Source organism: Maricaulis maris (assembly GCF_036322705.1).
In the GTDB taxonomy this organism is placed as follows: Bacteria; Pseudomonadota; Alphaproteobacteria; order Caulobacterales; family Maricaulaceae; genus Maricaulis; species Maricaulis maris_B.
Genome location: NZ_AP027270.1, coordinates 1,637,010 through 1,660,256, shown reverse-complemented (window position 1 = coordinate 1,660,256; position 23,247 = coordinate 1,637,010). Strand labels below are relative to the sequence as shown.

Sequence of the window (23,247 nt, the reverse complement as noted above, 5' to 3'; positions counted from 1 at the left end):
GGCCCCATGCCGACGCGAGAGCGCGCGAACATACGCACGGCAGCGCCGCTGTCAACTGCCCCCGGCTGTTTATGATGCACGTTTCCAGACCAGCGCTGCATAGATCGCCGCGATCACGGACATGACGATCATCAGCCCGTGCGGTCCGACCACATCCATCGCGGTTCCCGACGCTGGTGGGCCGATCAGGGAGCCGGTTCCGTAGGCAAAGATAAAGGCCGCATTGGCCGCCGCGATCGCCCCGCCGGAAAATCGCTCGCCAACCAGGGCGAGGCCGACCGTATAGAGTCCACTGGCCACACCGGCCTGGATGAAGAACAGCATCATCATGCCCGGGAGGAAGTCACCGACGGCCCAGATGGCGAGGGGCGTAACGGCCGCGATCGTGGCGATCCATTTCAACGCGTCGCGGCGGTCGGTCCGGTCGGCAATCCAGCCCAGCGGGATCTGGAACGTCAGGGCGCCGGCTGCCGCGGCCATGGCGATCAGGGAGATGCCGCCATCGGTGAGCGCGAGCCGGTCGCCATAGACCGGGGCCAGGGAGAAGAGAACGGTTTCCAGCGCCCCGAAGGCCAGCGCCGCGCCGATCGCAGCCGGTGCAAGGCTTGCGGCGCCCCAGATGGCGCGCGGCGACGCTTCGTCCTTGCCGGGCGCCTGGGCTGCGGGGCCCTGCAGCAGGATGATCGGGATCGCGCCGATCAGGAAGATCAGGCCTCCGGCATAAAAGCCGGCATTGCCGCCTGTGCCGAGCTGTCCGAACAGGAAGGCACCGATTCCGAATCCGCCCGACAGGACGGTGCCGTAGATTCCGAGGATGGTGGCGCGCCTCAGGGGGGTGGCGATCTGGTTGATCCAGGTTTCCGAAACTACGAAGACCACGGTCATGAAGCAGCCCATCACAAAGCGCAGGACAAACCAGGCCGGGACGCTCTCGAAGACCGGGAAGAGGGCGTGCAGCGCACCAGCCAGGATCAGGCTGATGACGATCAGCACGCGGCCCGGAACCAGCGATAGCAGGCGAGGGACAATCGGAGCCATCACAAGGGTGGAGACAGCGGCTGCAGCTCCGTTCAACCCGACAATCAGCCCGGACGAGGTCATCATCTCCAGACGCAAGGACACCAGTGGCATCGACAGGCCGAACACGATCCCGCACACCGCTGCACAGCAGATCGCCGCCAGCAGGGAGCGGTTATTGGCGAGGCGGGGATCGGTCAGCGGATTGGTCATGCTGCGAGCTATAGCGTCGGCCGGACCGGGCGTCTTGTTCAGGTGGCAGGCGGCGGGCTGTCGTCATCTGTGGCGTCACTGGAGGCCGCCTGTTTGAGCTTGCGCATCATCCACGCCTTCATGAGCAGGCCGAAAGCCAAGCCTCCGATCCCGAATGTGATAGCTGTGCGGATGAGGGAAACAATCGAGAAGGTTCCGCGCAAAAGGTCGAAGCCGGCCCCCCCCATCTCACAGCGCCTCGACCACCATCTTGCCGCGCACCGCCCTCATGCAGCGCGGATGCTGCGGCGCTGGCGGCTGGACGCGCTTGAGTTCGTCGAGCACGAAATGGGTCACGAAGGGCAAGTCCAGGTCGCGCGCATCGGCGAGGGCGACCCATTGCACATCCTCGAGCTCGTCGCTCGGGGTCGGCTTGCGGTCGTCGAGCAGGGCGGAGGCGTCGGTGGTGAAGAACCAGGTGTCGAAGCGGCGCGTGCGGCCGGGCGGGGTGATGGCGCGGGTGATCAGCTTGAGCGGCGCAAGATCGGGCGCGGCGCCAGCTTCCCGGAAAGGGGTCCAGTTGGTGTGACGGCTCGTCACGGCAGCCTCGCGGGCGATCAGCAGGCCGGTCTCCTCCGCCGTTTCGCGGACGGCGGCTGCCGCCGCCGCGCGGGCCCGGCTGGTGGCCATGCAGCGGGTCATGATGCCGAGCACGCTCTCGTCGAGATCGCGGGCCAGCGGGGCCGTGCTGTCGGCGCGGTCGACCCGTCCGCCGGGAAAGACATATTTGTTCGGCATGAAGACGTGTTTGGACGAGCGTCGTCCCATCAATACGTCGACCCGATCGCCTTCGCGCCGGGTCAGGATGAGCGATGCGGCGAGACGCGGCCGCATCGGCTGCAGGTCCTTGCGATAGTTTTCGTCTGTCACCCGCGCCGCCCCTTCTTCCAGGGACGTCCCGAGCGCTTGCCATTGGGCGGGCCGCCCGTGCGGCCGCGATTGCGGCGATTGGGGCGCTCGCCCTTTTCCGGCTCGGTCAGCATGTCGAGCAAGAGCCCTCCGGTAACCGGCGTGGCCTCGTCGATCCGCACGCTCACCGCCATGCCGAGACGGAAGCGCGAGCCGGTCTGCAGGCCGACCAGCGCATGCGCGCGCTCGTCATGCTCGAAACGTTCCTCGCCAAGGCGGGAGATCGGCACCAGCCCGTCCGCGCCGGTCTCGTTGAGGCGGACGAAACAGCCAAAACGGGTCACCCCGGTAATCCGGCCATCAAATTCGGCACCAACCTTGTCGGCGAGATAGGCCGCAATGAAGCGATCAACGGCGTCGCGCTCGGCGGCCATGGCGCGGCGTTCGGAATGGGTGATGTCCTCTGCGATGACATTGAGCCGGCTGCGCTCCTCGTCGCTTTGCCCGTCATTGCCCAGGTTGAGGGCGCGGATCAGGGCGCGGTGGACAGTGAGGTCGGCATAGCGGCGGATCGGCGAGGTGAAGTGCGCATAGCGCTGCAGGTGGAGGCCGAAATGGCCCAGATTCTGGGTGTCGTAGATCGCCTGGGATTGGCTGCGCAGCACGACCTCGTTGATCGTCGCACAATGCTCGGAGGTCTGCGCCTGCTTGAGGAGCTGGTTGAAGCGACCGGTCTCGACCTTGTCGCCGCGGGTCCATTTCAGGCCGACGGTAGGCAGGAAGTCGGCCAGCGCATCGATTTTCTCGCGCGAGGGCTGTTCGTGGACTCGATAGATAAGCGGGGTGCGCTTGTCTTCCAGGGTCTCTGCGGCGCAGACATTGGCCTGGATCATGAATTCTTCGATCAGCTTGTGGGCATCGAAACGCTGCCGGGTCTCGACTCCGAGCACCTTGCCGTCAGCGCCGACACGGACCCGGCGCTCCGGCGCGTCGATCTCCAGCGGTTCGCGGCGATTGCGCGCCTCGCGGGCGGCAAAATAGGCGCCCCAGAGGGGTTTCAGGACGGTTTCGAGCAGGGCATTGGCGGGACCGCCATCCTGCCCGTCAATGGCCGCCTGGGCCTGGGTGTAGGAGAGTTTTGCGGCCGAGCGCATCCAGCCCCGCAGGAAGCGGTGCGAGCGCTTGTTGCCGGACTTGTCGAAAACCATGCGCACGGCGAGGCACGGGCGGTCCTCCTTCTCGCGCAGGGAGCACAGGTCATTGGACAAGCGCTCGGGCAGCATCGGTACGACGCGATCAGGCAGATAAACGGAATTGCCGCGCTTGAACGCGCCGCGGTCCAGCGCCCCGCCGGGCGTCACATAGGCGGCGACATCAGCAATCGCGACGATGACCTGCCAGCCGCCGGGGTTTTTCGGATCCTCGTCGGCCGCGGCCCAGACGGCGTCGTCATGGTCCTTGGCATCATCCGGGTCGATGGTAATCAGGGGCAGGGGACGGAGGTCTTCGCGCTTGCCTTGCGTGGCGGGGGCGGCCTGGTCCGCCTCGCGCTGTTCGGCTTCGGAAAAGCCTTGCGGAACACCGTGGGAATAGAGCGCGATGATGCTGCCGGCACCGGGACCATTGGCGTCGCCGATGACCTCGATGATCTCGGCGGTTTTCAGACCGTGACGGCGTTCGCTGGCGATCTGGCACAGGACAAGATCGCCATCGCGGGCCTTCTCGGCCTCGCCCTTGGCAGGGACCAGTTCGTGGCGCGTACGTCGGTCGACCGGCTGCAGGCGGAAGGGACCGGATTGGGGCTTCCGCAGGACGCAAAGCAGCTTGTGGGCGCTTTGGCCCAGCTTCTTGATAAGGCGGGCCTCGTAGCTGCCATCCTCCTGCAAGGCGACCCGGACGAGGGCCTTGTCGCCGATACCGATGGCCGGTGTGCCCTTGCCGCCGGCGCCTTCACCGGGGGCGAGGCGGATCAGCGGTGCCTGGCGGTCACGGCGGACCGGTTCGGCCAGCAGCTCGCCATCATTGTCGCGTCCGGTGATTTCGACGACGGTAACCGACGGCAGGGCGCCGGGCAGGGCATAGGTCTTGCCGTTGGAGCGGGTAATCGAGCCGTCCTCGGTCAGCGCGATCAACGCGTCCTTCAGGGCACGCTTGGCATCGCTGCCCTTCAGCGCCAGCTCACGGGCGAGCTCCCGCTTGCCATACTCGCCGCCGCCCGCACGGACCGCCTCAATGACTGCCTCGCGGGTCAGGCCGGCATCAAACTCTGTCTCGCCGGCCATCGCGCCTACTCCGATCCGGAGGCGCTTGCGGCCGGTTTCTTCGTGGCGGTCTTCTTCGCCGCGGGTTTTTTCGCTGCCGGTTTTTTGGCCGTTGTCTTCTTGGCCGCCGTTGTCTTCTTCGCCGCCGGCTTCTTCTTGGCCGGGGCTTTCTTCTTGCCGCCCTTGGCCGCCTTGGCCTCGACCCATTCCATCGCTTGTTCCAGGGTCACGCTTTCCGGATCGGTATCCTTGGGCAGGGTCGCATTGACCTTCTCGTACTTCACATAGGGGCCATAGCGACCGGACATGATCCGGACCGGCTTGCCGTCATGCTCGCCGAGTTCCTTGAGTGCCGTTGCCGTGCCGCCGCGGCGACCGCCATTGGCGCGCTTGTCAGCAATCACCGCAACCGCGCGATTGACGCCAATCTCGAAAACGTCCTCGACATTGGGAATATTGGCATAGGTCTTGTCGTGATGAACATAGGGGCCGTAGCGGCCGATATTGGCAGTAATCGGCTGACCGTCATCCGGGTGATCGCCGACGGTGCGGGGCAAGTCGATCAGCTGAATCGCCTGCTCTTCCGTCAGGGTGGCCGCGTCCCAGCCCTTGGGAATGGACGAGCGCTTGGGCTTGTCCTCGCCATCGAGCTGCATCTGCAGATACCAGCCAAAGCGGCCATTCTTCAGCTCGACATCCTTGCCGGTCTCCGGGTGCACCACGATCACGCGATCGCCCTGGACATCATCATCGCCCGGCGGGCTCATCTGCCGCGTGAAGGAACAATCCGGGTGGTTGGAGCAGCCCAGGAAAGCGCCGAACTTGCCGAGGCGCAGGCTCAATTTGCCCTCGCCGCAAGACGGGCAAAGCCGCGGATCGGTGCCGTCTTCCTTGTCCGGGAAGATGTGCGGGGCGAGCGCTTCGTTGAGCGCGTCGAGTACGTTGGTAATGCGCAGCTCGCCAATATCATCGACGGCGGCACGGAAGTCGGTCCAGAAGTCGCGCAGCAGCTGTTTCCAGTCGAGCTCGCCGGCTGAAACCTTGTCGAGCTGGCCTTCCAGGGCCGCCGTGAAGTCATACTCCACATAGCGGGCAAAGAAGTTCTCAAGGAAGGCGATTACCACGCGGCCCTTGTCGAGCGGGTGGAAACGGTTCTTGTCCATCTGGACATAGTCGCGATCGCGCAACACCTGCAGGGTCGAGGCGTACGTCGAGGGGCGGCCGATGCCGAGCTCTTCCATGCGTTTGACCAGCGAGGCTTCGGTGAAACGCGGGGGCGGCTGGGTGAAGTGCTGGTCGGCGTGCGTCTTGGCAACCTTTGCCGCGGCGCCCTGGCTCAGCTTGGGCAGACGGTTCTCGCCTTCATCCTCTTCATCGTCACGCCCTTCCTGGTAGAGCGCCAGGAAGCCGTCGAACAGCTGGACAGTGCCGACCGCGCGCAGGGCGGTCTTGTTGTCCTGTGTGGCGATATCCACCGTCGTGCGCTCGAAGCGCGCACTTTCCATCTGGCTGGCCACGGCGCGGCGCCAGATCAGCTGGTAGAGGCGGGCCATGTCCTGGTCGAGTGACAGTTTCTCGGGCAGGCGCGAGAAGCTGGTCGGGCGGATCGCCTCGTGCGCTTCCTGGGCATTCTTGGCCTTGGTCGAATACATGCGCGGTGCCGACGGGACGTAGAGCGCGCCATGCTCCTTGGCGATCACGTCGCGAGCCTGGCTGATGGCCTCACCAACCATCGAGACACCGTCGGTTCGCATATAGGTAATGAGACCGGTGGTCTCGCCGCCAATAGTGACACCTTCATAGAGCTTCTGCGCGGTTTGCATGGTGCGCGTGGCCGAGAAGCCCAGCTTGCGCGCCGCTTCCTGCTGCAGGGTCGAGGTGGTGAAGGGCGGCGGCGGGTTGCGCTTGGCCGGCTTGGCTTCGACGCCGGTAATGGTGAGATGGGCAGACTTGATCGCCTCGACAGCGGCGTTGGCGCTTGCGCGGTCCTTGATCGAGAGCTTCTGCAGCTTCTTGCCGTCGAGCGTGACCAGCTTGGCCCGGAATGTATCCGAATTGGCTGTCAGATCGGCATCGACTGTCCAGTATTCCTCCGACCGAAACTTTTCGATATCCAGTTCGCGATCACAGATCAGGCGCAGGGCAACCGACTGGACCCGTCCGGCGGACCGCGATCCGGGCAGCTTGCGCCACAGCACCGGCGACAGGGTGAAGCCGACCAGATAGTCGAGCGCGCGGCGGGCCAGGTAGGCGTTGACCAGCTCCATGTCGACGGCACGCGGATGCGCCATGGCTTCCAGGATGGCCGGCTTTGTAATGGCGTTGAAGGCAACCCGCTGGACGGTGACATTCTTGAGCACGCGGCGCTTTTGCAGCGCTTCCAGCAAGTGCCAGGAAATGGCTTCGCCTTCGCGATCCGGGTCAGTCGCGAGGATGAGGCGGTCCGAGTCGCGCAGGGCGTCGGCAATCGCCTTGACCCGCTTGGCCGAGGCGGTATCGACCTCCCAGGCCATCGCGAAATCCTCGTCCGGTTTCACCGAACCGTCCTTGGCGGGCAGGTCGCGGACATGCCCGAAGCTTGCCAGAACCGTGTAGTCGGACCCGAGATACTTGTTGATGGTTTTGGCTTTGGCCGGGGATTCTACGACGACAACATTCATCGGTGCTTGGTTCCAGACATGAGGCAGGGACCGCCAGGCGGCGGCCAAGGCGCGCGAAAGTGTTCGAGCGACAAGGTTGTGTCAACCGAGCCGGGGATTCCAGCCCAACACGCATACGCTGCGACGAACCGAACCAAAAAGCCAGAGATGAGGGGACGGTCAGCGTCCCGGTGCGACCGCAAAACACGGGTGGTCGCGGGCCGAGAGATCACGACAGGCCAGCCGCGCCTGATCCTCGGTCAGCGCCTCGAAGCGGGCCCGCCACAGGCGGTCACCACTGATGGTGACGGCGCGGGCAGCGGGCTGGGCTTCAAGCAGGGCGCCGGAGAAAATGGCGACTTCGGCGAGACGGTCATGAGCCGCATCGGCGGTGTTGTAGGCGCCAACCTGCACGGCCCAGGCGCCATGGATCAGGCTTGGCTCGGACCTTGATTGCGTGGCAGCAATCGGGTCGCGAGCGGGCGCGAGCGGGGCGACCCGCATATCGTCCTCGTCGGCGAGGACGACCTGGAGCGGCGGCGGCTGATTGGCAGACCCCATTTCCGTTGGCTCGTTGAGGTGCAGGGCGGCCACGTCGCGGGCGATCAGGTCCTGCTGCCGCACCGGGTTGATGCGCGGCGAGGAGAGGGCGGCAAAGAGGCGCGTGTCCTCGCGCTGCTCAAGGGTGGCGAAGGCAGCCTCGATCAGCTCCTCGGCGTGGGCATCGCGAGCCGCAGCGCTCGGACCGCCCATGATGACGGTGACGAGGCGGTGATCGCCGCGTTCTGCCGAGACAACGACGTTGAAGCCGGATGCCCGGATATAGCCGGTTTTCAACCCGTCGACGCCGGGGACGCGTCCGACGAGCGTGTTGTGATTGCGGTAGGTGCGACCGTCCCAGGTGAAGCTGGTTTCGTTGAAATAGTCGAAATACTGCGGAAAATCCCTGTGCAGGGCGATCGCGAGACGAGCCATGTCGCGCGCCGTCGTGGTCTGGCGCGAATTGGGCAGGCCCGAGGCATTGCGGAATTGCGTGCTGGTCAGGCCGAGTTCCGCCGCGCGGGTGGTCATCAGTTCGCCAAAGCGGCTTTCACCACCGCCGAGGCGTTCACCGACCGCGATCGCGACATCATTCGCGCTCTTGACCACAAGCGCGCGAATGGCGTTTTCGGCAGTGATCGTGTCGCCGGCGCGCAGACCCAGTCGTGACGGGCTGGCATTTGCCGCATTGGCGGAAACGCGGATCTGGTCGTTCAGCCCGATATCGCCAGCCTCGAGCGCCGAGAACAGCATGTAGAGGGTCATCATCTTGGTCAGCGATGCGGGGTAGCGTTCAGCTTCCGACCGGCGCGAGTGCAGGACGACGCCGGTATTCTCCTCGACGACAAAGGCGGCATAGCGCGAATTGTCTGCCAGTGCTGGCGTGGACAGTCCCGCCAGAGCAAGGCTGGCCGAGAGGATGAGGAGGCGGGCGGCTTTGATCATCCTGGCAGCCTGACCGTCGCGCATTGCCAGTCGGTTAAGGCGTGGGAGCCGTCATCAGATATATTTTGTGCAGCGCACAATAAATGGCTTGACCGGAGCCGTCTGTATTCGTATTAATGTTGCGACTGCGAAGAGCATTCGCAGCAAGTTTAACAAAGAGACCCAACCCGCGATGAGCGACGTCGATACACCTTCCACCGAAACGCAAGCGACTGCTGTTCAAGCGGTTGCCCCGAGCGCACCAAAGTCCGCGCCGGCGACTGCGAAGTCCGTGAAGACGACAGCGAAGGCGAGCCCGGCCAAACCGAGGAAGCCTGCCAAGGCCAAGCCGGTCAAAGCCAAAAAGGCCGCGCCGAAAAAGTCGACGGTGACTGCGAAATCCGCGCCGTCCAAAACCGCCCCCAAGGCTGCCAAGCCGGCCCCGAAAGCCAAACCGGCCGCCCGTAACGTAAAGAGCTTTGCCATGAATGACACCATTGAGAGCATGACCGCCGCGAGCAACGAAGCGCTCAAGGAAGGTTTCGAGAAGACGCTGAAATCGGTCACCGAGGCCAGCAACTTCCAGAAGGAAACGGTCGATGCGATGATCGCTTCCGCGACCCTCGCCGGCAAGGGCTTCGAAACCGCGAACGCCAACGCCGTCACCTACGCCAAGTCGGCGATGGAAGACAGCGTCGCTGCGACCAAGAAGTTTGCCTCGGCCAAATCGGTCCAGGAGATGTTCGAGATCCAGTCCGAGTTCACAAAAACGGCGATGGAAAATTACCTCGCCGAGGTCAACAAGACCTCCGAGCTCTTCTCCGACCTGTTCAAAAACTCGGTGAAGCCGATCAATGATCGCGTTTCGGCCGCCATGGAATTCGCGCAAACGCAGCGCTGAGCCTGGCCGACTATCGAGTTTTGGAGTTTTCCTCCCCGACTGGGCCCGGTGATTTCTCACCGGGCCCTTTTTTTGTCGGTTGGTCTGTTGCGATATCGCCTCTTGCTGGTCTTGGGACCGTGAGGCGGCGTGGCCTTTTGACCGTTCGGGACCCGCATCCGCTGTCGCGGCTGTCAGATCCTGTGCGCTCCGGCGCCGATTTTCCGGCTGCTGACGAAACGCTGGTGTCCTCCCCGACCGGGCCCGTGATAGAACCGGCGGCTCCCCAGATGTGCAGGGAGCGTCTGTTTAGGCGTTTCTCAGTGAAACGGGAAGCAAGAATTTGTGCGGCGTGTTATTATTGCGGTGCGACGGCGCTGCGGGCCGTCTCTTTTCAAGCGCGGTCCGGATTCCTATCTGTACCTGTGAGTAGCGCAGTAATATTCGAGCACGTTTAAAATATGACTGAACGAAAACAAGATGATGCGGGCGTAGAGGAAGAAAACGGCCTCGCTACGAAGACCCGTCCGGCGACCAAGAAACCTTCGCTTTACCGTGTCTTGCTACTCAATGATGACTACACGCCGATGGAATTCGTGGTCGAGGTTCTCGTCCAGATTTTCCGGAAGTCGCCCGAGGATGCAGCCCGAATCATGCTGCATGTTCATCAGAACGGTGTCGGTATGTGCGGCGTGTATACGTACGAGGTTGCCGAGACAAAGGTAGCCCAGGTCATGGACGCCGCACGGCGGGCCCAACACCCGCTGCAGTGCACAATGGAAAAGGAATAGAGTGGTGCCTTCATTCTCTTCAGATCTCGAAGACAGCCTGCACCGCGCTCTGGGCTACGCCAATGAGCGTGGGCATGAATTCGCCACCCTGGAGCATCTCCTTCTTGCTCTGGTTGACGACCAGGACGGCGCGGCGGTCATGAAAGCCTGCGACGTCGATCTCGACGAGCTGCGCGCAACCCTGACCGAATATGTCGACAACGAGCTCACCGAGCTCGCAGTCGATGATGAGGAAGACGCCAAGCCGACCGCCGGCTTCCAGCGGGTGATCCAGCGCGCCGTCATCCACGTCCAGAATGCCGGACGCGAGGAAGTCACGGGCGCGAATGTGCTGGTGGCCCTGTTCGCCGAACGCGAGAGCCACGCGGCCTACTTCCTCGCCGAGCGTGACATGACCCGTTACGACGCGGTGAACTTCATCTCGCACGGGATCGGCCGCAAGCCGGGCGCCTCGGAAGAGCGCGCCGTTCGCGGCACAGAAGAGGCCGAGGAAACGCCGAAGGACGGCGATGCTCTCACGGCCTATACGGTCAATCTCAATGAAAAGGCCCGCAAGGGCGGCGTTGATCCGCTGATCGGTCGCGACGCCGAAGTCGAGCGCTGCGTTCAGGTGCTCTGCCGCCGGCGCAAGAACAACCCGCTGCTGGTGGGTGATCCGGGCGTTGGCAAGACCGCAATCGCGGAAGGTATCGCGCGCAAGATTGTCGAGCATCAGGTTCCCGATGTTCTGGCGGGGGCTACCATCTACTCGCTGGACATGGGTTCGCTGCTCGCCGGAACCCGCTATCGCGGTGATTTCGAGGAGCGTGTGAAGCAGGTGGTCAAGGAGCTCGAGGAAAAGGACGACGCCGTTCTCTTCATCGACGAGATCCACACCGTCATCGGTGCCGGCGCCACGTCGGGCGGCGCCATGGATGCCTCGAACCTGCTCAAGCCGGCCCTGCAATCGGGTAGCCTGCGCTGCATGGGATCGACCACCTACAAGGAATACCGTCAGCATTTCGAGAAGGACCGGGCCTTGGTCCGGCGCTTCCAGAAGATTGATGTCGCCGAGCCGTCCGTGCCCGATGCGATCAAGATCCTGCAAGGTTTGAAGACCTATTTCGAGGACTTCCACGATGTCCGCTTCACCAATGACGCGCTGAAATCGGCCGTCGAGCTGTCGGCACGCTACATGGGCGACCGCAAATTGCCGGACAAGGCGATCGACGTGATCGACGAGGCCGGCGCCCAGATGCGTCTGCAGCCGGTGTCCAAGCGCAAGAAGACCATCGGCGTGAAAGAGGTCGAGGGTATTGTCGCGACGATGGCCCGCATCCCGCCGAAGTCGGTGTCGAAGGATGACGAGCAATCGCTCAAATCGCTCGAGGCGGATCTGAAGCGCGTCGTGTTTGGCCAGGAGTCGGCCATCGACCAGCTCTCGACGGCAATCAAGCTGTCACGGGCCGGACTGCGCGAGCCCAACAAGCCGATCGGCTGCTACCTCTTCTCGGGGCCTACCGGCGTCGGCAAGACCGAGGTGACCAAACAGCTGGCCGAGACGCTCGGCATCGAGCTTCAGCGTTTCGATATGTCGGAGTACATGGAACGCCATGCCGTCTCCCGTCTGATCGGCGCGCCTCCGGGCTATGTCGGCTTCGACCAGGGCGGTTTGCTGACCGATGGCGTCGACCAGCATCCGCACTCGGTGCTGCTGCTCGACGAGATCGAGAAAGCCCACCCGGACCTGTTCAACATCCTCCTGCAGGTGATGGACAATGGCACGCTGACAGACAGCAATGGCAAGAAGGTCGACTTCCGCAATGTCATCCTGGTGATGACGACCAATGCGGGCGCCTCCGACGCGCAGAAGGAATCGATCGGCTTTGGTCGCGGCAAGAAGACGGATGAGGCCGACAAGGCGGTCGAACGCCTGTTCACGCCGGAATTCCGCAACCGTCTCGATGCGGTCATTCCCTTCGCCCCGCTGTCGCCGGATTCAATCGGCCGCGTGGTCGAGAAATTCGTCCTGCAGCTGGAAGCCCAGCTCATCGATCGCGGTGTGACGTTCGAGCTGACCCCGGATGCCACGGCCTGGCTCGCCGAGCGTGGCTATGACAGCCGCTTCGGGGCCCGTCCGCTCGCTCGGGTGATCCAGGAGCACATCAAGAAGCCGCTGGCGGACCAGATCCTGTTCGGTGAGCTGAAGAAGGGCGGACTGGTGAAGGTCGATGTCGACGCGGCCGACAGCGAACGCCTCGATTTCCACATCACGCCGGGTGACCGGCTCCTGCCGCGCAATGCGAAGAAAAAGGACAAGAAGGAAGAGGTCTGATCTTCTTTCCGACTGTCACAGATCAGCGGCGCCCCAAGGGGCGCCGTTTTTCGTTAGTGGGTCAGGACATCCGGAGCCGTTTGGCCGGTGTTACGGGCGCCGGCAGGTGAGGGGCTGCCGCGATAGACGCGCGGGGTGACCCCCTCGCTGTCCTTGAAGGCCCGGTTGAACGGGCCGATCGAGGCAAAGCCACTGTCCAGGGCAATATCGAGGATGCTGCTCTCACGGCGCGTGCGGTCGCGCAGCAGGGTCTTGGCGTGTCCGATCCGGTAGCGGTTGATGAAGCGGTTGAAGTTGCGCTCACCAAGGCCGGCGGTGATGGCGCGGCTGATCCGATAGTCCGGCTCGCGCAGACGGCGGGCGAGGCTCGCGACTTTCAGCTCGGGATCAAGATAGAGCTGCTCCGTCTCCACGCGTTGGCGCAACCACCGGCCCATGGCCCGTTCCTCTGTGGTTGCCGGGGCCGACAGTGCCGGTTCGACCGGCGCCTCCTCGATCAGTGGCGTTCGCGTCCGCCAGATCACGCCAAGACCGGCCACCAGGAAGATTGCGGCGGCACACGATGCCTGGAGCAGGGACATCAGCGCCGGGTCGATGCGGGTTGAGTTGCCGTGGTCCAGCAACATGACACAGATCGCAACGCCGCAGCCGAAAGTCGCGAGATAGCCGATCCGGAAGCGACGCTCCGGTCGTGATTGTTTGGCCGACCAGCCGCGCACGCCTTCCCAGAAGGCGAGGACGAGGACGGTCGAGCTGAGCATGGTCTGGAAGCCGAGCAAGGCCGCGATAATCCCGGACAGGCTGGCTTCGCCGAGCAGTTGATCCGCCGGCAGGGCGATCAGGGCTTGCTTGATGATTGACGGCGCGAAGATCCCGCCGACCAGGATGGCTTGGGGCCAGCCAAATCCGACATCAACGCGGAACAGGCCGCGGGACACCAGCCAGAAGCAGCTGCAGCTGGCGCAGGCTGCTATCGCCAGAGAGGCGGCCAGGGGGGCGGGTATGCCGCCGATAACGTCGCTCAACATGGTCGCCGCGAGTCCGGCGCTGAAAATCGCCCAGGCGAGCAGGAGACCGCTGAATTGGCGGCGCCCGAGAATGACGAGGATCGATGCGACGGCTGCCGCCGAGACCACCAGCTTTAAGGCGACTGCGATTTCAGACATTGGCCACATCTCCCGACACGGTGCCCCCAAAGCGGTGCACCGTGTCGCACACTTCAGGGCATTATCATACCGCGACGCCGGGCTGTTGGGAAAGTTTGGCCGATTTCCAAATCGGCGAGACGCCTCTGGCTGGCCATGGTGAAGCGATCCCGTTGCCCCCGCTGGGCGCGAAATCGCACATTCTGACAATGGGATCATCTATGTCTGACAGAATTTCCGGGCAGGCGCTGAGTCGTCGCCTGACCCCGCAGGCTCTGCTCGCCGGAAGCGGCGTGCTCTGGTTTGCCATCGCTGCTGCCGGTCAATGGCTCTTCACTTACTACATCCTGGGCGCCTACATCCCGCGCACCGCTTCGGGGGCCTATGAACGCTGGAACGAGACCGGTCTGATCGACGGCTATGTCCAGGGCGACTGGCTGGGCAATCTGGGCTTTATCTCCCATGTCCTGCTGGCGGCCTTTGTCAGCCTCGCCGGCGTGCTGCAACTCCTGCCCGTCATCAGGCGGCGCCTTCCCGCTTTCCACCGCTGGACCGGCCGGGCCTACATGTCGGTCGCCGTGTTTCTGGCCGTCGGCGGGATTATCCTGATCTGGGTCCGCGGCACGCGGATGAATGACTGGGCGGCGTTGGGCACCACAATTGATGGTCTTCTCATCCTGATCACCGCCGCATTCACGCTGCGCTTCGCGATCGCCCGCCAGATCGACAAGCACCGTCGCTGGGCCATGCGCCTCTTCCTGGTCGTCAATGGTGTCTGGTTTGTCCGGGTTGCCTACATGGCGTGGGCCATCGCCAGCGGTGGCGCCGGAATGAGCCGGAGCCTGAGCGGGCCGGCCGATATTCTCATCCCCTATGCCGCCTTCCTTATCCCGCTGACCTTGCTGGAACTCTACCAGCGCGCGCGGGACAGCCGGTCCAGCGCCTTCAAGCTTGTCCTCGCAGGAGTGATTACGGCCGGTGCCGGGGTCACCGCGCTCGGCGTATTCGGGGCGTGGATGATGATGTGGTCGCCCAATATCGCATTCTGACGGGCCTCGCGTGTGTGCTGCGCATTGAAGCGATCCGCGAAGTCCCGCAGAAGAGGGGGGCCGTCACCGAGAACTGATCCATGCCGCAGCCCACTCCCGAAGCCTTGCTTCGCTCGACCTTTGGCTTCCCCGGTTTCCGGCCTGGGCAGGCCGATATTGTCGACCATATCCTGGCCGGGCGCCCGACGCTGTGCGTCATGCCGACCGGGGCCGGCAAGTCGATCTGCTATCAGGTGCCGGCGCTGCTGCTGGACGGGCTGACGGTGGTCATTTCACCGCTGACCGCCTTGATGGACGACCAGGTTGCGGCCCTGCAGGCGAATGGCGTCGCGGCGGCTGCGATCCATTCCGGCCGCGACCGCAATGACAATGTCGAGGACTGGCGCAGGGTGCAGTCGGGCGAGATACGCCTGCTTTACCTGTCGCCCGAGCGATTGATGACCGGCCGCATGCTGGCGGCGCTCGACACGGTCGGTCCGGCGATGTTCGTGGTTGATGAGGCGCACTGCATCTCCAAATGGGGCGCCAGTTTCCGCCCGGAGTATGAGGATCTTGGCCGGCTGCGGGAGCGCTTCCCGAAGGCGCGGCTGGCGGCTTTCACGGCGACGGCGGATGAGGCCACCCGGGCGGATATTGCCGGCAAGCTGTTCGGTCAGGGCGGCGAGATCGTCGTGCACGGGTTTGACCGGCCCAATCTCACCCTGTCTGTCGCGCCGAAAGCCAGCTGGAAGCCGCAATTGCTGGACTTTCTCGATGGGCGGCGCGGCGTGTCGGGGATTATCTACTGCCTGTCGCGCAAGTCGACCGAGGAGGTCGCAGCGCTGCTACGGGCGGAGGGCTACCACGCCTTGCCCTACCATGCCGGGCTGGCCCCCGAAGTCAGACGTGAGAACCAGGAACGCTTCATGGCCGAGGAGGCGGTGGTGATGGTGGCGACCATCGCTTTCGGCATGGGGATCGACAAGCCGGATATCCGGTATGTCTTCCATCTCCACATGCCGGGCTCCATGGAAGCCTATTACCAGGAGATCGGCCGCGCCGGCCGCGATGGACTTCCGGCTGAAGCGATGATGCTGTTCGGCCTCGCCGATGCCCGCATGCGGCGTCAGTTCATTGATCAGGATGGCGAGGATGGCGAGCATATCCGACGTGAGCACAAGCGCCTCGATACCTTGCTGGCCTATTGCGAAGCGACCCGATGCCGGCGCTTGTCGCTGCTCGCCTATTTCGGTGAAACCGGCGGCGAGCCGTGCGGCAATTGCGATCTCTGCCTGGATCCGCCAACCCTGATTGATGGCACGCGCGAGGTGCAAATGCTGTTCTCGGCGATCGTGCGCACGGGCGAAATGTTCGGTACAGCGCACGTGATCGATGTCCTGCGCGGGGCCGATACCGAGAAGATCCGCGCCCGCGGTCATGATGCGCTGCCGACCCACGGCGTCGGCGCGGATCGTCCCAAGCCCTTCTGGCAGGGTCTGGTCCGTCAGTGTGTGGCTGCCGGTCTGATCGAGATTGATATCCAGGGATTTGGCGCGCTCAAGCTGACATCAGACGCGCGCGCGGTACTCAAGGGCGAGCGGACGGTCGAGATTCGGGAGATCACGGCGCGGGAAGCCAAAGCCAAACGCCCGCGCAAGGCCATCGAGGCGGAGGCTGCCGGAGTCGACGCGACCTTGCTCGGAGCGCTCAAGGCCGCGCGCCGTGAGCTGGCTGCGCAGCGCAATGTGCCGGCCTATGTCGTTTTTTCCGATGCCACCCTGATCGACATGGCCCATCTTCGTCCGTCCAATCTGGAGCAGATGGCCTCGGTCAACGGCGTGGGACCCAAGAAGCTGGAGACCTTCGGAACGATCTTTCTTGATGTTCTGAAAACCCATGCCTGATTGATGGAATTGTGCCGCGCGGGGATGACAGGCGCGTCAATTCATGGAGTTATGCGCACCAACCTATCCATGAAGGTTTATGGGAGCCGCATGACTCGTCGCGACACGCCATTTTTCATGTTGGTCGGCTTTCTATCTCTCCAGGTCGCTTACGGTGCCTATTGGGCCGTGAACGACCTGACCGCCCGGCTCGACCTGTGGCCGGACCCGGTGCTGGCCGCGGCTTTCGTCCAGAGCCTCACCGTCATGCAGGAAGTCTTTTTCTTCTCGCACGTGGCCATGAACTTCGTCGCCCTTGGACTGGTGCTTGCCGGGCGTCGCCTCGCCTTGCCGGCATTCATCCTGTCCTTCGTCCTTGATCGGGCTGACTGGGTGATCATGGGCAGCAATAATCTCTTCTCGACGATGGTGAATGCGGACGCCTGGGCGCTGTTCTCCTTTACCCTCCAGGGCACGATCATTGCGCTGCTTGTCTATCTGACCTTCGAGGGTCGGCTGCGCTGAGCGCCGGTCCCGGTATCATGGTCAGGGCATCTCGATGGCGGCCGCAATCCGCGCCGCCTGGACCTTGAGAACGTCCATGTCCGCCTGACCACCACCATGGGCGCCGAGGGCTTCACCCTCGCGGCGGGGGATGATGTGGAAATGGACGTGGAAGACGGTCTGACCGGCCGGTGCGCCGTTGAACTGGGTCAAGACAATCCCATCCGGTGCCAGCGCCGTCCTGACCGCATTGGCAATCCGCTTCACGCGCACAATGGCCGCCTGGAGCGCGCCGTCAGTCAATTCGAGCGCATTGCGTGCCGGTTCACGCGGAACCACCAGGACATGACCGGGTGCCTGCGGAAACAGGTCCATGAAGGAGAGGACGTGCTCGTCCTCATAGACCTTCACGCAGGGCAGGTCGCCGCGCAGGATTTTCGCGAAGATGTTTTCGGGATCGTATTGGCCGTCGAGGCTCATGGGGTCAGGTCCTTTCGAAACGGGCTCTCTTCATCCTGCAGGCGGATCTCGGTCCGGACGGCAGCACGCTCCTGATCAAGATACTGATCGACGGCCTGCCGGAAACCCTCATTGGTGATGAAATGGGCGGAGTGGACCTGGCTTGGCCGATAGCCACGGGCCAGCTTGTGCTCGCCCTGGGCGCCGGCCTCGACCCGCTCCAGTCCGAGGGCGATCGCGGCATCGATGGCCTGGTGGTAGCAGAGCTCGAAATGCAGGAAGGGGTGGTCCGTCAGCTTGCCCCAATAGCGACCGTAGAGCGCGTGGGAGCCGATCAGGTTAAGCGCGGCCGCGATATAGCGCCCGTCCTTCTTGGCCATGACCAGAAGAACCCGGTCAGCCAGTCGCTGATGGAGCAGGTCGAAGAAGGCACGGTTGAGGTAAGGATAGCCCCATTTGCGCGAGCCGGTCTCCTGGTAGCAGGCATAGAAGACGTCCCAGTGCTCCGGTCGCAATTGATCACCGGTGAGGTGTTCGATCTCGATCCCGTCCCGGGCCGCCGCCCGCTCCTTGCGCAGGGCCTTGCGCTTGCGTGAGGCGAGGTCGGCAAGAAAGTCGTCATAGCTGCCATAATTCCGGTTGGACCAGATATATTGCCGGTCGGCGCGGGGCAGCAGCCCGATCTCGTGCAGCTCGGCCAGCCCGGCGGCGTCCGGGAAGTTCACATGCCAGCCTGAGGCCCCCCAACGCGTGGTGATATCGCACGCGGCGAGGGCGAGGGCGCGGCGCAGCTCGGCACTGTCAGCCAGGATGCGGCGACCGGTGACCGGCGAGAAGGGCACAGCGGTCAGGAGCTTGGGGTAATACTGCCCGCCGGCGCGCTCATAGGCGTCGGCCCAGGCATGGTCGAACACGTATTCGCCCATCGAGTGAGATTTGACATAGAGCGGGACGGCGCCGACCAGCTGGCCGGCGCGATCGCGGGCGATCAGATGGCGTTGCATCCACCCGGTTCCCTCGCCGACGCAACCGCTCGCTTCCAGCGCTTGCAGAAAGTCCCAGCTCAGAAAGGGGTCGAACTCGAGATCGGGTGGATTGGCCAGCCGGTCCCAGTCCTCGCGGGCGATCTCGGTAAGGCCGTCGACCGGCTGCACGGTCAGGGTCGGCGCGGTTTCGCCATCATCAGCCGGAGGCGGTGCCATGCAGGGTCCGATCAGTTGCGCTGCTGGCGACGCATCTGCCGCATCTCTGCCTCGGTCGGAATGGACACGGCCTCGATCTCTGTCGCGCGCACCCAGGCCGGCGTTCCGATTTCCAGCGCTGTCCGCGCGCGCGAGGCAAATTGATGAGCGCGCTGGCGGTTGCCGGCGGCGTAGGATTGCTCGGCAATCGCCAGCTGGGCCAGCGCCGTATCGCCATTGCGCTCATGCACGATGGAGAGCTGATACCAGGCGAAACCATTGTCGGGCTCGATATCCAGCGCCACCCGCAAATGCTGGGCGGCTTCTTCCAGATAGTCCGGATTATCGGTCGCGATCATTGCGTTGGCGAGGTTGACCCGAAGCAACGGAGCGGTGGGTTCCAGCTCGACCGAACGGCGGTTCGGCTCGATCGCATCTTCGGCATGCCCGCTTTCAAACAGCATCTGGCCATGGAGCTCATGGAAATAGGGGTTGTCCGGCTCTTCCTCGAGCAGGCTCTCGATTTCCTCGAGCGCCCGGTCAAGGCGGGCGTCATGATAATAGGCCACGGCCCGGGCGTAACGCGCGGGCAGGCTCTGATCGCTCTCGGGATAGCGATAGAAGACAAATTCCGGTTCAGCCAGAAAGCCGTAAATCTTGCCCTGGATCCGCTGCAGACGGGCGATTTCCTCGGGACTGTCGACGGTCTCGTAATAGGGCGACTCGGTTGCCCCGCCGCGCAGATTGGAAATCCGCTCCGAGGAGAGCGGGTGCGAGCGGAAATACGGATAACGCCGCGCGTTCGACATCACTTCCTGGTAGCGGAAACGCTCGAAGAATTGCACCAGCCCTTCGGCGGACTGGCCGCTCGCCTCAAGGAATTGCAGCCCGGCCTGATCGGCGGAGGCCTCCTGGGCGCGGCTATAGGTCATGAAGGAGAGCGCACCGAATTGCTGCGATGAGGCGAGCAGGGCCCCGGCGGCTCCGCCTTCCCCGGCCAGGGCTGCAAGGACGCCGAGCCCGAGGCTGACGAACATCGGCGCTTGGGCGGCGGATACACCATCGCCCACGCGGGCCAGGTGCGCGCCGGAGATATGGCCGGCTTCGTGCGCAATCACGCCCTTGAGCTGATTGGGGGTTTCTGATTCCAGGATGATTCCGGTGTGCAGGAAGATGTTCTGGCCACCGGTGACGAAGGCGTTCAGCGTGGGATCAGCGACGATGTAGAGATCGACATCAGCGGGGCGCAGGCCGGCGGCTTCGAGAATGGGGTCGGAATAATCGCGCAGCATGTGCTCGATTTCCGTGTCCCGGATCAAGGATTGAGCCAGGCTTGACGCATGTGTGGCCACAGCAAGAACGCAGGCTGTAGCGACGGTTTTCAGGATGGACATCCTGCCTCCACTGATCGGCCCCCGCTCGGCCCATGATAGCAGCATCACCCCAGGACGCCACGTCCTCTATCAAGATGGGTTGCCCGGCACCGCCGGGCAACCCTGATCCTGATCAGTTGCCGAACAAGCCTGTCCGGTTCCACCAGCCGCGACGCTTCGGCTTGCCATCATCCTTGGCAGGCTTCTCGGCCGCAGCGGTTTCAGTCTCACTGGCTTCCGGCTCGGATTCCGTCGCCTCCGGCTGCGTTTCGGCCGCCGGCTCTGCAGCCGGTTCAACTGGCTTCGCCGGAGCCGTCTCTGCGACCGGTTCCTCGGCCTTCTTGCGACGCGGGGCGCGACGCTTCGGCTTCGGCGCCTCGTCCTCGGCGGCTGGTGCGGCCTCGGCGGTGTCCGTTTGCGTTGCCGCGGCAGCGGCCTCGGCCTCAACGTCCGCCGCTTTCTTGCGGGGGCGACGGGTGCGCTTCTTCGGAGCCTCCTCCGCGACCGGAGCCTCGGCTTCGGCCGCCGGTTCAGCGGTCACGTCGGTCTCAGCCGGAGCTTCGGCTACCGGTTCGGATTTGGTCGAGCGGCGACGCGGAGTCCGCTTGCGCTTCGGCTTCTCTTCGCTGGCCTCGGCGCTGTCGGACGGGGCATCCCCGGACGCCGAATCCGCAACCGCGGTCTCCGCCGGGACCCCGGTTTCCGTGCCTTCGTCGGCTGCCGGTGCGGCCGCGTCAGTGGCGTCACCGGATTCGGTACCGGCTTCGTCCGCATTGACCTCATCCTCGGTGCGACGGCGTCCGCGACCACCGCGGCGACCACGACGGCGGCGGCGGCGCGGCTGGTCATCACCATCCTCATCGCTGGCGCTGCGGGCAGCCTTCGGTTCGTCACCCTCATCATCATCGTCCTGGCCATCGGCCTCGACATTGACGACTTCCATGGCGGCAGCCGTATCGTCCGACGACGGCTTGCGACGACGGCGGCGACGGCGGCGACGGCCACCGGACGCGTCGCGCGGCTCATCGCGACCCTCGCCCCGGGCTTCCGCCTCATCCTCGTCGTCATCCTCATCGGAGGTGTCATCGATCTCGATCGCCTCGATCGATTCGACCGACAGCGGCGCGATCGGGAGTTCTTCACCCGGCTCGCGGTTCTCCAGGGCCTCGATCGAGAATTCCGGTGCCAGGATGCTGTCATCGGCGGTCACCGAGATGCTCATTGCGAAGCGCTGTTCGATCATCAGGAGATGATCGCGCTTTTCGTTGAGCAGGTAGATGGCCACCGAGGTCGGAACGGAAATGCGAACCCGCTTGGCGCGACCGCGCGTGCCTTCCTTTTCCAGGCCGCGCAGGGCGACGAGGGCACTCGATTCGGTCGAGCGCAGATGGCCGGTGCCCTTACAGGTCGGGCAAGTCGTGGTGGAGCCTTCCAGCAGGCTGGAGCGGCGTCGCTGGCGCGAGATTTCCATCAGGCCGAATTGCGAGATGCGGCCAACCTGCAGGCGGGCGCGGTCACGCTTCAGCATGTCCTTCATCTTCTTCTCGACGGCACGATTATTCTTGTTCTCGTCCATGTCGATGAAGTCGATGACGATCAGGCCGGCCAGGTCACGCAGTCGCATCTGGCGGGCGGCCTCGGCCGCCGCTTCCATGTTCGTCTTGAGGGCGGTCGCCTCGATATTGCGCTCGCGGGTCGACTTGCCCGAGTTCACGTCGATCGAGACCAGCGCCTCGGTCGGGTTGATCACGAGATAGCCACCGGACTTGAGCGGCGCGACGGCCGAATAGATCGCCTCGAGCTGGGCCTCACACTGGTGGCGCAGGAAAAGCGGCACGGTTTCCTTGTAGTGCTGCACCTTCTTGGCATGGCTGGGCATCAGCATCTTCATGAAGGCTTTCGCCTCCTTGTAGGCTTCTTCACCCTCCACAAGCACGGCGTCGATCTCCTTGTCGTAGAGATCGCGGATCACCCGCTTGACCAGATTGCCTTCCTCGTAAATCAGCGCCGGAGCGACCGAATTCAGGGTCAGTTCGCGGATATTGGTCCACAGACGCAAAAGGTAGTCGGCATCGCGCTTGATCTCGGTCTTGGTCCGGGACGCCCCCGCTGTGCGGATGATCAGGCCGACACCCTTGGGCAGATCGAGCTCGGACACGACCGACTTCAGGCGCTTGCGATCCGACGCATTGGCGATCTTGCGGGAGATCCCGCCGCCCCGCGGCGTGTTCGGCATCAGCACGCAATAGCGGCCAGCCAGTGACAGATAGGTCGTCAGCGCGGCCCCCTTGTTGCCACGCTCTTCCTTGGCCACCTGCACCAGCAGGATCTGGCGGCGCTTGATGACTTCCTGGATCTTGTACTTGCGGAACATCTGGCGACGGCGACGGGCGGCCTGCTGGTCGCTGATATCGTCTTCCTCGCTGTCGTCCCCGATGGTTTCAGGGGCTTCACTCTCGCTATCGCTGTCAGCGTCGTCGCCATTGCCGGCGGCGACGGTTTCGGACTTGGCGTCGTCAGCCTCGTCTTCATCGTCATGCGCCGCAGAGGCTTCTTCCTCGGCGAGGGCCATGCGGTCCTCGTAAGGGATCTGATAGTAATCCGGGTGGATTTCATTGAAGGCGAGGAAGCCGTGGCGATTGCCGCCATACTCCACAAACGCCGCCTGAAGCGAGGGCTCTACACGCGTTACCTTGGCGAGATAGATATTTCCGCGAATGGGGCGGCGAGCGGCCGCTTCGAAGTCAAAATCCTCAACTTTCGAACCGTCGAGCACGACGACGCGGGTCTCTTCCGGATGACCCGCATCGATCAACATTTTCTTGGACATTAAAGTCGTCTCCTGCGCGCGCGCACGATCGCCTGTGAGCCATCAAATGGCGAGACAGGGACAAGCGTGGCGGCGGGGGCGAGATGGACGGGGTGCGGCCTGTTTTCATTGCTCTAGGCATCAGGCGCTCCCCGCGCATCGGCAGTTACCATAAGCGTCCAGCACCGTTTGGGTGGACGCGGCGGTCGGGGCCCCGGATTATTCTTCGGTCGGACCGGGGCGACGATTAGCGTGTTGGCAGGCCTGTGAGGCCCAGCCGCTTCGCGCCCGGCGCATGCACTCGACCGGCTTATCCGGCGGTGCGTCGCCAAGGCCTTGGCAACATGCAACATTCGAATGCGGAAGAAAAGGCTTTCCCGCCGTAGGCGAACGCCCGC

General features: G+C 64.0%; 16 protein-coding genes. 6 read left to right on the top strand and 10 right to left on the bottom strand.

Features of this window, described 5'->3' with window-relative positions:
• Positions 1–69 precede the first annotated feature (69 nt).
• The 5 genes from AAA969_RS07705 to AAA969_RS07685 all read right to left on the bottom strand — a co-directional run bounded on the left by AAA969_RS07705 (position 70) and on the right by AAA969_RS07685 (position 8,503).
• Complete coding sequence (locus AAA969_RS07705; protein ID WP_338245299.1) at positions 70–1,230, bottom strand: MFS transporter; 1,161 nt, start codon at positions 1,228–1,230, stop codon at positions 70–72.
• Positions 1,231–1,458: 228 nt separating this feature from the next.
• A complete protein-coding gene (locus AAA969_RS07700; protein ID WP_338245297.1) occupies positions 1,459–2,139 on the bottom strand; it encodes an NUDIX hydrolase in 681 nt (226 codons plus the stop codon).
• Positions 2,136–4,400: a ribonuclease R gene (gene rnr, locus AAA969_RS07695; protein WP_338245295.1), complete on the bottom strand. Its 2,265-nt coding sequence runs from the start codon at positions 4,398–4,400 to the stop codon at positions 2,136–2,138. Before rnr ends, AAA969_RS07700 begins: the two co-directional genes overlap by 4 nt.
• 5 nt (positions 4,401–4,405) lie before the next feature.
• Entirely contained in the window at positions 4,406–7,039 is a 2,634-nt protein-coding gene (topA, locus tag AAA969_RS07690) for a type I DNA topoisomerase (RefSeq protein ID WP_338245293.1), read from the bottom strand.
• Positions 7,040–7,198: 159 nt separating this feature from the next.
• Positions 7,199–8,503 carry a D-alanyl-D-alanine carboxypeptidase gene (locus AAA969_RS07685; RefSeq protein WP_338245291.1) on the bottom strand — a complete coding sequence of 435 codons (1,305 nt, stop codon included), beginning with the start codon at positions 8,501–8,503 and terminating at the stop codon, positions 7,199–7,201.
• 88 nt (positions 8,504–8,591) lie between these two features.
• On the opposite strand from AAA969_RS07685, the gene AAA969_RS07680 reads away from it, so the two are divergent.
• The 3 genes from AAA969_RS07680 to clpA all read left to right on the top strand — a co-directional run bounded on the left by AAA969_RS07680 (position 8,592) and on the right by clpA (position 12,467).
• Positions 8,592–9,383 carry a phasin family protein gene (locus tag AAA969_RS07680; protein ID WP_338245289.1) on the top strand — a complete coding sequence of 264 codons (792 nt, stop codon included), beginning with the start codon at positions 8,592–8,594 and terminating at the stop codon, positions 9,381–9,383.
• 440 nt (positions 9,384–9,823) lie between these two features.
• A complete protein-coding gene (gene clpS, locus AAA969_RS07675) occupies positions 9,824–10,153 on the top strand; it encodes an ATP-dependent Clp protease adapter ClpS (RefSeq protein WP_338245287.1) in 330 nt (109 codons plus the stop codon).
• A 4-nt stretch (positions 10,154–10,157) separates the two neighbouring features.
• The gene (gene clpA, locus AAA969_RS07670; RefSeq protein WP_338245285.1) at positions 10,158–12,467 is read left to right on the top strand and encodes an ATP-dependent Clp protease ATP-binding subunit ClpA; all 2,310 of its coding nucleotides are present in this window, start codon (positions 10,158–10,160) and stop codon (positions 12,465–12,467) included.
• A gap of 53 nt (positions 12,468–12,520) precedes the next feature.
• Here the strand turns inward: clpA and AAA969_RS07665 are convergent, their stop codons facing one another.
• Positions 12,521–13,633, bottom strand: coding sequence for a helix-turn-helix domain-containing protein (locus tag AAA969_RS07665; protein WP_338245283.1), 1,113 nt, complete (start codon positions 13,631–13,633; stop codon positions 12,521–12,523).
• A 200-nt stretch (positions 13,634–13,833) separates the two neighbouring features.
• Here AAA969_RS07665 and AAA969_RS07660 point away from each other — a divergent pair, with 200 nt between their 5' ends.
• The 3 genes from AAA969_RS07660 to AAA969_RS07650 all read left to right on the top strand — a co-directional run bounded on the left by AAA969_RS07660 (position 13,834) and on the right by AAA969_RS07650 (position 17,048).
• The gene (locus tag AAA969_RS07660) at positions 13,834–14,661 is read left to right on the top strand and encodes a DUF2306 domain-containing protein (protein ID WP_338245281.1); all 828 of its coding nucleotides are present in this window, start codon (positions 13,834–13,836) and stop codon (positions 14,659–14,661) included.
• Between the two features lie 80 nt (positions 14,662–14,741).
• Entirely contained in the window at positions 14,742–16,544 is a 1,803-nt protein-coding gene (gene recQ, locus AAA969_RS07655; protein ID WP_338245280.1) for a DNA helicase RecQ, read from the top strand.
• Positions 16,545–16,634: 90 nt separating this feature from the next.
• Positions 16,635–17,048, top strand: coding sequence for a hypothetical protein (locus tag AAA969_RS07650; protein ID WP_338245278.1), 414 nt, complete (start codon positions 16,635–16,637; stop codon positions 17,046–17,048).
• 21 nt (positions 17,049–17,069) lie between these two features.
• On the opposite strand, the gene AAA969_RS07645 is transcribed toward AAA969_RS07650, so the two are convergent.
• From AAA969_RS07645 to AAA969_RS07630, 4 genes are all read right to left on the bottom strand, one after another.
• Positions 17,070–17,507, bottom strand: a complete 438-nt coding sequence (locus AAA969_RS07645) for an HIT family protein (protein ID WP_338245276.1) — start codon at positions 17,505–17,507, stop codon at positions 17,070–17,072.
• The gene (locus AAA969_RS07640; RefSeq protein WP_338245274.1) at positions 17,504–18,688 is read right to left on the bottom strand and encodes a GNAT family N-acetyltransferase; all 1,185 of its coding nucleotides are present in this window, start codon (positions 18,686–18,688) and stop codon (positions 17,504–17,506) included. Before AAA969_RS07640 ends, AAA969_RS07645 begins: the two co-directional genes overlap by 4 nt.
• Positions 18,689–18,699: 11 nt before the next feature.
• Positions 18,700–20,061 (bottom strand): M48 family metalloprotease, encoded by a 1,362-nt coding sequence (locus tag AAA969_RS07635; RefSeq protein ID WP_338245272.1) that lies wholly within the window; start codon positions 20,059–20,061, stop codon positions 18,700–18,702.
• A gap of 112 nt (positions 20,062–20,173) precedes the next feature.
• On the bottom strand, positions 20,174–22,870 hold the full coding sequence (locus AAA969_RS07630; protein WP_338245270.1) for an Rne/Rng family ribonuclease: 2,697 nt from the start codon (positions 22,868–22,870) through the stop codon (positions 20,174–20,176).
• Between the last annotated feature and the right edge of the window lie 377 nt (positions 22,871–23,247).